The following is a 9,051-nucleotide window of genomic DNA, read 5'->3' as shown; positions in this document are numbered from 1 at the left end:
CGCAAAAACAACGAGGGCGACCCGGTCCGCGCTTTCCGCGGACACACGTCGCCCTCGCACTCGTGGAGATGGCGGGAATCGAACCCGCGTCCAACGGAGCAGAAGAAGGGCTTCTCCGAGCGCAGTCCACTGCGATTTTCTCGGCCCCGGAGATCACGTGGACAAGTCTCCGACGGGCCCAGTCACTGTGAGGTGTCCCGGCAGGCCCCGTGACCGGGTCTGCGCGGTGAGTCCCCTAGCTGATGCCAGACACCGGGGCGGGAACACACCCGGGCTGACACTTCACACTCGCTGCTTAGGCAGCGAGGGCGAAGGAATCGCGCTTCTGATTGGCGATTATTTTTTTGCGGCACATGGTTAACGAGATCATTGCCGCGTTCCTCGGCTCGCTTCACCTGCTTCGACTTCCGCTGTCGAAACCGATCATCCCCATGTTGAGTTGACAACCCACGACGCCCTCCCGGGCGGCGCTGCGGCCATGGTACGTGACCCGGCCACACCACAGCCAACTCTTTTGCTGCGCCCGGTATTCCCGCCGCCCACGGCCTCCCGCACGGTCCGCCCCGCACCGGCCGCCGGCCGCGGAGGCCCCGTACGCAGCGCCCTCACGTCTTCACGCGCTGTCGCCGCCGTGCCGCGGCCACCGCGCGGTCCGACTCCCGGCGGTCCTGCTTCTCCCGCAGCGCGTGCCGCTTGTCGTACTCCTTCTTGCCCTTGGCCAGCGCGATCTCGACCTTGGCCCGGCCGTTCAGGAAGTAGAGCTGGAGCGGCACCAGCGTCAGACCCGTCTCCTGGGTCTTGCCGATGAGCCGGTCGATCTCGTACCGGTGCAGCAGCAGCTTCCGCTTGCGGCGTGCGGTGTGGTTCGTCCACGTGCCCTGCGCGTACTCCGGGATGTGCACGTTGTGCAGCCAGACCTCGCCGTCGTCGAGCTGGGCGAAGCCGTCGACCAGTGAAGCGCGGCCCTGCCGCAGCGACTTGACCTCGGTACCCGTGAGCGCGATGCCGCACTCGTAGGTGTCGAGGATGAGGTAGTCGTGCCGCGCCTTCTTGTTCTGCGCGATGAGCTTACGGCCGCCCGCGGCGTCCTTGGCCTTCTTGGCCTTGCTCTTGTTCTTGTCGTCCTTCTTCGCCATAGCCCGGCCATTCTCCCACTAGGACCGGGCCTCCAGGCCACTCAATACTGTGCGGGCCCGCTCCGCCGCGTCCCCGGCGCCGTCGATGACCAGGTCCGGCGTGATGCCCTCGCCGTCGAGGGAGCGGCCCGAAGGGGTCGCGTAGTGGCCGACGGTCAGCTCCGCGACCGAGCCGTCCGGCAGCTTCCGCGGCATCTGGACCGAGCCCTTGCCGAAGGTGCGCGAGCCCACGACGACGGCACGCCCCCGGTCCTGCAACGCCCCGGTCAGCAGCTCGGCGGCGCTCATCGTCCCGCCGTCCACGAGCACGACCAGCGGCGGAGCCGTCCTGCCGTGGGAGGCCGTGCCGGGCCGGGTGTCCGCGTAGAGGGCGCGCTGCGCCCCGTGCTGTTCGTACGTCGCGACGAGGCCGCCCTCAAGGAAGACGGAGGCGGCGGTGACCGCCTCGTGCACGAAGCCGCCGGAGTTGCCGCGCAGATCGAGCAGGATGCCGGAGCCCCCGCGGGCGGACTCGGCCGCGTCCCGCACCTGCCGTGCGGAGCCCTTGGTGAAGGAGGTGACCTTGATCCGGGTGACGCCGTGGCGCATGCGGTCGACCGTCACGGCGTCGGCGCTCAGCCGTGCCCTGTGCAGGGTCTCCGTCCGGTGCCGGCCGTCGCGTTCGAGCCCGAGGCGGACGCTGCTGCCGAGCGGGGACGGGTCGGCGCTGCGGCCGCCGTTCTCCGAGCCGCGCAGCCGCGCGACGACGTCGGTGACGGGATGGTCGGAGACGTGCTCGCCGTCGACGGAGCGCAGCCGGTCGCCGGCGCGGACGCCCGCGCGGTCGGCCGGGCTGTCCGGCGCGACGCGGGCGACGACGACGGACGGGGAGCCCTGGGCGTCCCGGTCACGGCGTACGGATATGCCGACGCCGACGTACTCGCCGTCCAGGGTCCGCCGGAGCCCTTCGAACTCGCGGGCGGTGTACGCGGAGGACCAGCGGTCGCCGCTGCGGCTGACCAGTTCCTCGGCCTCCTCGCCGCCGCTCGCGCCGTCCTCGCGTACGCGCTCGGTGTCCTTGTGGAGCCCGGCCGCTCTGCTGCTCGTGTCGCCGTAACTCCCGCCGCCGAACTGCGCGTTGGCGGACGCGTCGCCCGCAGCGTCGCGTGAACCGGCGACGGCCTGCATTCCGTCGCCCCAGGCACCTGTCGCGGCGCCCGTCGCGAGCACGCTCGCGAAGACCAGTGCCAGCCCCGCCCCGCGGCGCAGTTGCCGGGAGCTTCCCCTGCGTTTGTCGGGGGATGAGGCGGAATACCACGAGTCCGACATGATTCGGAGTCTAGGCCAGACGAGGGCCGCCGCACGGCCCGTTGGCCGTACGGCGCCAGCGTCGTGCGTCACACCTTCAGATACTTGCGCAGCGTGAAGAACGCTGCCACCGCGGGCATCAGGACCCCCACGGCGATGAGCAGCGGCAGCACCTTGAACACCGCGTCCCAGCCGATGAAGTTGATGAGCGCGATCTTCTCCGCGAGCCAACTGTCGATGAGGAAGAACTTGCCGCCGAGCAGCAGGACGCAGGCGAGCCCCGCGCCGATGAGGCCCGCGATGGCGGCCTCCAGGATGAACGGCATCTGGATGTAGAAGCTGGAGGCGCCCACCAGCCGCATGATCCCGGTCTCCCGTCGCCTGCTGAACGCGGAGACCCGCACCGTGTTGACGATCAGCAGCAGGGCGACGACGAGCATCAGCCCCATCACGAACAGGGCTGCGATGTTCATGCCGTTGAGCAGATTGAAGAGGTTCTCCAGCAGGTTCCGCTGGTCCTGGACCTCCTGTACGCCCGGTCTGCCGGAGAACGCGGTCTGGAGCACCCGGTACTTGGTCGGGTCGTCCAGCTTGACGCGGTAGGACTCCTGCATCTGGTCGGGCGTGAGGGAGTCGGCGAGCGGCGAGTCCTTGAACTGCTCCTTGTAGTGCTTGTACGCCTCGTCCGCGGACTCGTGGTAGACCTTGTCGACCACGCGCAGCTTCTCCAACTCCGAGCGGATCTGCTGCTTCTGCTGCGCGGTCACGGCGCCCTTGGCGCAGTTCGGGTCGGAGTCGGCGTCGTTCTCGTTGCACAGATAGACCGACACCTGGACCTTGTCGTACCAGTAGCCCTTCATCGTGCTGACCTGTTCGCGCGCGAGCAGGGAACCGCCCGCGAGGGCCAGAGACAGGGCGACCGACACGATCACCGCGAAGGTCATCGTGAGATTGCGGCGGAGACCGACGCTGATCTCCGACAGTACGAACTGGGCGCGCATGGCGTCCTTTCAGTGTGTTGCCGTCTCAACTGCTCAGACTGCTCAGACCGTTCGCCTCCGCGGGCGGCTCAGTGCTGATAGCCGTAGACACCGCGCGTCTGGTCGCGTACGAGCCGGCCCCGTTCCAGCTCGATGACGCGCTTGCGCATCTGGTCGACGATCTGCTGGTCGTGCGTGGCCATCACCACTGTCGTACCGGTCCTGTTGATCCGGTCCAGCAGCTTCATGATGCCGACGGAGGTCTGCGGGTCCAGGTTGCCGGTCGGCTCGTCCGCGATCAGCAGCATCGGACGGTTCGCGAACGCCCGCGCGATGGCGACGCGTTGCTGCTCACCGCCGGAGAGTTCGCCGGGCATGCGGTCGCCCTTGCCGCCGAGGCCCACGAGGTCGAGGACCTCCGGGACCGTCTTGCGGATCTGCACACGGGACTTGCCGATGACCTCCAGCGCGAACGCGACGTTCTCACCGACGGTCTTGTTGGCCAGCAGCCGGAAGTCCTGGAAGACGGTGCCCAGTTGGCGGCGCATCTGCGGCACCTTCCAGTTGGACAGCCGCGCGAGGTCCTTGCCCAGCACGTGCACCTGTCCGTTGGTGGCGCGCTCCTCGCGCAGGATCAGGCGCAGGAAGGTGGACTTGCCGGAGCCCGACGAGCCCACCATGAAGACGAACTCGCCGCGCTCGATGTCCAGCGAGACATCGTGCAGCGCCGGACGCGTCTGCTTGGGATAGGACTTGGAGACGTTGTCGAATCGGATCACGGATACACCACGTCGGCCTGGGGTAGGGGCAGTGGAAGCCGCACGCGGCTCCCTGGTACCTCCCGGTGTGCACCGGGCGGCGCACCTCCCGGCGTCCACCGCGGGCGGGGGCACCTCACGGCGACGGCCGGCGGGCCCCTCCCGGGCTCGGCCAGGGGGAGTGTGGCGACCTTACGCGAAGCGGCGCACAGCGCGCAGTCGGCGTCCGTTGTTGGTGGGCTTGGTCACGCACCCTTTCCGGCAAAGCGCCCATCTCGTGCATTTTCGCTTGGCTTTGCGCACCGCTGGGGTACGGGACGGGGCTTACGTACGGGGTCCGGCGGGCGGCGAGCAGAGCGGCCGAGCCTCTGCGCACGCGCGCGGAGCCTGGCACAGTGGAAAGGGACCGTACCCTTCCGGGAACCGATCACTCACCGGCATCGTTGGCAGCAGAAGGAGGAGTTCGCATGACATGCGACCGACTGGTGTGTGCCAACTGCGCCGGCCCCGTGAGCGAGGGCCGCTGCTCGGTCTGCCGTGCGCACCGCGANCGCGAGCCTCTCCCCCACGGCCCTCTTCGGCCTGCTGCTGGCGCTGCTCACCGTGGCGCTCGTCGCACAGCGGGTGGCCACGGCGTAAGCGGTCCGCCGGTCCGCGGGCATCCCGCGCGTGAGCGGGCGGCGACGCGTGGTGAGCGGCGGCGGCTCCTTTCCGTACGGTCGTGGAACCGCATCCCTGCGGCACGCATCCCCCATCACCGCACGCATCACCACACGCACGAGGGGCCCGGAACGCGCTGAACGCTGCGTTCCGGGCCCCTCGCCCGCGTATGCGCCGGTCGTCCGTGGACGTCAGGCAGCAGTACGGCGGTTGATCATGCGCGGCATCACACGGAAGGCCACACCGCCCGCGATCATCGTCGCGGCGCCGACCAGCAGGTAGGTCGTCTCGGACGAACCGGTCTCGGCCAGCTCCTCCTTCGGGGCCTGCGGCTGCTGCTCGACGGGCTGGCTGCCGGAGCTGTCGGGCTGCGTGTTGCCGCCCTCGCAGTCGACGCTGTCGTCGTTCAGGTCGCAGTCGTCGTCGCCGCCGGAGCCGCCGATGGTGGCGGGCTCTTCGCCGCCGTCGTCGCCACCGGTGTCGCCACCGTTGTCGCCGCCACCGGTCGTGGTGGTGCTGCCGCCGTCGTCGCCACCGGTGTTCCCGCCGTCGCCGCCGGTGTCACCACCGTTGTCGCCGCCGCCGTTGTCGCTGCCGCCGTCGTCGCCACCGGTCACGGTGCCGCCGATGTCGCCGCCGGTGTCACCGCCGCTGACGGTGCCCTCGGTGTCGCCACCGCTGGTGTCGCCGCCCGTGGTGCCCTCGGTGTCGCCGCCGGTCGTGTCACCGCCGGTGTCACCGCCGCCGTCGCCACCGCCGATGAGACCACCGATGATGCCGCCGACGATCCCCTCGTTACCCTGCTTCGCGGCGGTGCTGCCGTCAGCGGCCTGCGCGGCCCCCGCAGCGGTGAGCGAGGCGCCGACGGCGAACACCGTGCCGGCGGCGACGCGCGCCACTCGCAGCCGCGTCTTCGATTTGATCATCTGCCAACTACCCCCAGTAGTTTCAACTTTTCATGGAGCAGCTGTGTGACGGGCTGCGGAGCCTCTTGCCGGGACACGGATTCTGTCCGCCTCTTCACCCCCGCACGCGCCCCTGACACAGGCATGCGAGCGAACAGCTTTCCTACAATTCACATCTCAGTCAAGCGAGAACCATGTGAATTGGCCTTGCTGCGCTGGGAGTTCGCGCCACGCCGACCGAATCGTTATGCGGACGTGGCTTGTTGGGCGGCGTGATCAGCTCGCGTCCTGCTGCTCCTGCTGCTTGCGCCAGCGGATGCCCGCTTCGAGAAAGCCGTCGATATCGCCGTCGAGAACGCCCTGGGGATTGCCGACTTCATGTTCTGTCCGCAAGTCCTTCACCATTTGGTACGGGTGCAGAACGTACGAACGCATCTGGCTGCCCCAGGAGTTGCCTCCGTCCCCCTTGAGCGCGTCCATCTTCGCCTGCTCCTCCTGACGGCGGTGGGCGAGCAGACGCGACTGCATGACGCGCATGGCGGCGGCGCGGTTCTGGATCTGGGACTTCTCGTTCTGGCAGGAGACGACGATGCCCGTGGGGATGTGGGTCATACGGACCGCGGAGTCGGTGGTGTTGACCGACTGGCCGCCCGGACCGGAGGAACGGAAGACGTCGATCCGCAGTTCGTTCTCGGGGATGTCGATGTGGTCGACCTGCTCGACGACCGGCAGCACCTCGACACCGGCGAAGGACGTCTGACGCCGCCCCTGGTTGTCGAACGGCGAGATCCGCACCATGCGGTGGGTGCCCTGCTCGACGGAGAGCGTGCCGTACGCGTAGGGCGCCTTGACGGCGAACGTCGCGGACTTGATGCCCGCCTCCTCCGCGTAGCTGGTGTCGTACACCTCGGTGGGATAGCCCCGGCGCTCGCTCCAGCGCAGATACATGCGCATCAACTGCTCGGCGAAGTCCGCGGCGTCGACGCCGCCGGCCTCGGCACGGACGCTGACGACCGCCTCACGCGGGTCGTACTCGCCGGAGAGCAGCGTGCGCACCTCCAGCTCGTCGACCGACTTGCGCAGCGACTCCAGCTCGGTTTCCGCCTCGCCGCGTGCGTCCGCGTCGTCCTCGCTGGCGGCGAGTTCGTGGAGGACCTCGACGTCGTCGATCCGCGAGCGCAGCTCCTCGATCTTGCGCAACTGGCCCTGGAGGTAGGACAGCTTGCTGGTGATCTTCTGCGCATTCTCCACGTCGTCCCACAGATCGGGGGCCGCCGCCTGCTCCTCGAGGGAGGCGATGTCGGCCCTCAGCCTGTCGAGGTCCATCACGGCCTCGATCGACTCCATGGTGGAGCGGAGGGACTTGAGCTCTTCGGGAAAGTCGGGGATCGCCACACCTCCACCCTAACGGCTGGGGGGTGCGGCCGTTCCCCGCCCGGGGTCACCGTGATCCCGCCCTCGTTCCCGGTACCGGCCGTCCTCGTTCCGGGGCCTGCCCGGCCGCGTTCCCGTCCCGTCCGTACGGCCTCCGTACGGTCAGGGCTCCTGCGGGTGCTCGACGGCCGGTGCCGGCTGGGTGCTCTCGCCGTCGTCGCCGGACGCCGCGAACCAGCCGCCGAGACCGGCGACGGCCACGATCACCGCCGCACCGGCGCCCAGCTTGATGCGCCGGCGCCGCATCGCGGCCGGCGAGAGGCGGTTGCGCGCGGAGCCCGCACGGGGAGCGCCCGCGGCGCGCGGGGCACGGGCCGTTCCGTGTGCTCCGCCCGCCAGTTCGTCGGCTCCGGGCACGCGCATGCTCGTGTGGGTGTCGCGGTTGGAGTCGGGGCTCGCGCCGCCGTGCACCAGCGGGACCGCGGCACGGCCCGTACGTCCCGTACGGCTCGTGGCCGTCGCGCCGTCGCCGGTCCCCGGATGCCGGGAGCCGGTGCCCGCGGAGGCGGTCGTACGGCCGTGACCGTCCGCGCGTGCGGGGCCGCCGCCCTGCTCTCCGTATCCCTGGCGGCCCTCACCCGGCGGCTCGGACTCCCCGTACTCGTACGGCTCGTAGCCCTCCTCGGGCTGCTCGTCGATGTCCAGCGGAGGCAGCCCCTCCAGATCCGGCAGCAGCTCGCGCAGACGCACCGCGACCTCCTCGGCGCGCAGCCGGGAGGCGGGAGCCTTCGCCAGGCACTGGTGGATCAGCAGCCACAGCTCATCCGGGATGCCGGGCAGCGGAGCGACCGACTCCGTGACATGCCGGCGCAGCACCGCGCCGGGGTGGCCGCCGCCGAACGGCGTGAATCCGGCGAGGAGTTCGTACAGCACGGTGGCCAGTGCGTATATGTCGACCGAGGCGCGGGGCGGCAGGCCCTCGACGATCTCCGGTGCGAGGTAGTCGGGCGTCCCGATGATCGACGTGGCCCGGGTGGTACGGGGCGAGTCGATCAGCTTGGCGACGCCGAAGTCGGTGAGCAGCGCGGGCGGCGCACCGCCGGGCCCGGCCGGGGCCAGCGCGTCCAGCAGGACGTTCTCGGGCTTGACGTCGCGGTGGACGATGCCCGCGGTGTGCGCCGCGGCGAGGGCGTCGGCGATGTCCGCCGCGATCGAGACCGCGGGCTGCGGCGCGATGCGGCGGTCGTGTTCGAGGCGGGTGCGCAGGTCGGTGCCGCGGACCAACTGCATGACCAGAGCGAGGTCGTTGCCGTCCACGACGAGGTCGCGGACGCCGACCACGCTCGGGTGGTCCAGGCAGAGCAGGGCGCTGCGCTCCTGCATGAACCGCTCCACCAGGTCCCCGTCCGAGGCGAGGTCCTCGCGCAGCAGCTTGATCGCGACCGGCCCGTCGGGCCCTTCGCCGAGCCACACCGTGCCGGCGCTGCCGCGGCCCAGGATCTGGTGAGCGGTGTAGCGACTGCCGATCTTCCGTGCCATAGCGACAAAACTACGCGCCGGAAGGCCCGTCAGGGTCCAGGAGCGCACTAACCGTCGCTTTCGAGCGGGAATTCCCTCCCGGGAAGTCGATAAATCTCCGAACTCGCCTGCTACGGACGCTAATTGGAAGCGCCGTCGATCAGATTCCCGAGATCCTTGAAGAGGTCCTCCACCGAGTTCCAGAAACTCTGGCCCTGCGCCCACCACTCGGGAAGCGGAGTGAGATTCCACACCAGGACGCCCGCCACGACCAGCAGCACGATCATGAACAGACAGCCCTTCAGGCAGCCGAGCCCCGGAATGTGCATCGGGTTCGCGCTGCGCTGCCGCGGCTCGCGCCGGGGACGCGGCTCACGGCGGGGCGGCGGCTCCGGCTCGTACCGCTGCGGCGGCGGCTGGGCGGGACGGCGCT

General features: G+C 69.9%; 7 protein-coding genes, 1 other RNA gene and 1 pseudogene. All 9 read right to left on the bottom strand.

All coding sequences use genetic code 11. The features are described from left to right. Positions 1-60 precede the first annotated feature (60 nt). Positions 61-431: a transfer-messenger RNA gene (ssrA, locus tag AN218_RS12265) on the bottom strand. A gap of 174 nt (positions 432-605) precedes the next feature. Continuing rightward, a complete protein-coding gene (gene smpB / locus AN218_RS12260) occupies positions 606-1,136 on the bottom strand; it encodes an SsrA-binding protein SmpB (protein ID WP_070016884.1) in 531 nt (176 codons plus the stop codon). 18 nt (positions 1,137-1,154) lie between these two features. Next, on the bottom strand, positions 1,155-2,444 hold the full coding sequence (locus tag AN218_RS12255) for a S41 family peptidase (protein WP_079132094.1): 1,290 nt from the start codon (positions 2,442-2,444) through the stop codon (positions 1,155-1,157). Positions 2,445-2,512: 68 nt separating this feature from the next. Further along, complete coding sequence (gene ftsX, locus AN218_RS12250) at positions 2,513-3,424, bottom strand: permease-like cell division protein FtsX (RefSeq protein WP_070016882.1); 912 nt, start codon at positions 3,422-3,424, stop codon at positions 2,513-2,515. 68 nt (positions 3,425-3,492) lie between these two features. Then, positions 3,493-4,182 (bottom strand): cell division ATP-binding protein FtsE, encoded by a 690-nt coding sequence (gene ftsE / locus AN218_RS12245; RefSeq protein WP_070016881.1) that lies wholly within the window; start codon positions 4,180-4,182, stop codon positions 3,493-3,495. Between the two features lie 830 nt (positions 4,183-5,012). Further along, the gene (locus tag AN218_RS12240) at positions 5,013-5,747 is read right to left on the bottom strand and encodes a collagen-like protein (protein ID WP_171908659.1); all 735 of its coding nucleotides are present in this window, start codon (positions 5,745-5,747) and stop codon (positions 5,013-5,015) included. 255 nt (positions 5,748-6,002) lie between these two features. Next, complete coding sequence (prfB, locus tag AN218_RS12235) at positions 6,003-7,121, bottom strand: peptide chain release factor 2 (protein ID WP_070016880.1); 1,119 nt, start codon at positions 7,119-7,121, stop codon at positions 6,003-6,005. Positions 7,122-7,262: 141 nt separating this feature from the next. Beyond that, the gene (locus AN218_RS12230; protein WP_070016879.1) at positions 7,263-8,639 is read right to left on the bottom strand and encodes a serine/threonine-protein kinase; all 1,377 of its coding nucleotides are present in this window, start codon (positions 8,637-8,639) and stop codon (positions 7,263-7,265) included. A 119-nt stretch (positions 8,640-8,758) separates the two neighbouring features. Next, positions 8,759-9,051, bottom strand: a pseudogene (locus AN218_RS12225) (serine/threonine protein kinase); the annotation flags it as partial.

Origin of the sequence: Streptomyces nanshensis (assembly GCF_001751255.1) — a bacterium.
GTDB lineage: Bacteria > Actinomycetota > Actinomycetes > Streptomycetales > Streptomycetaceae > Streptomyces > Streptomyces nanshensis_A.
This window is presented reverse-complemented; position numbering and strand designations above follow the sequence as displayed.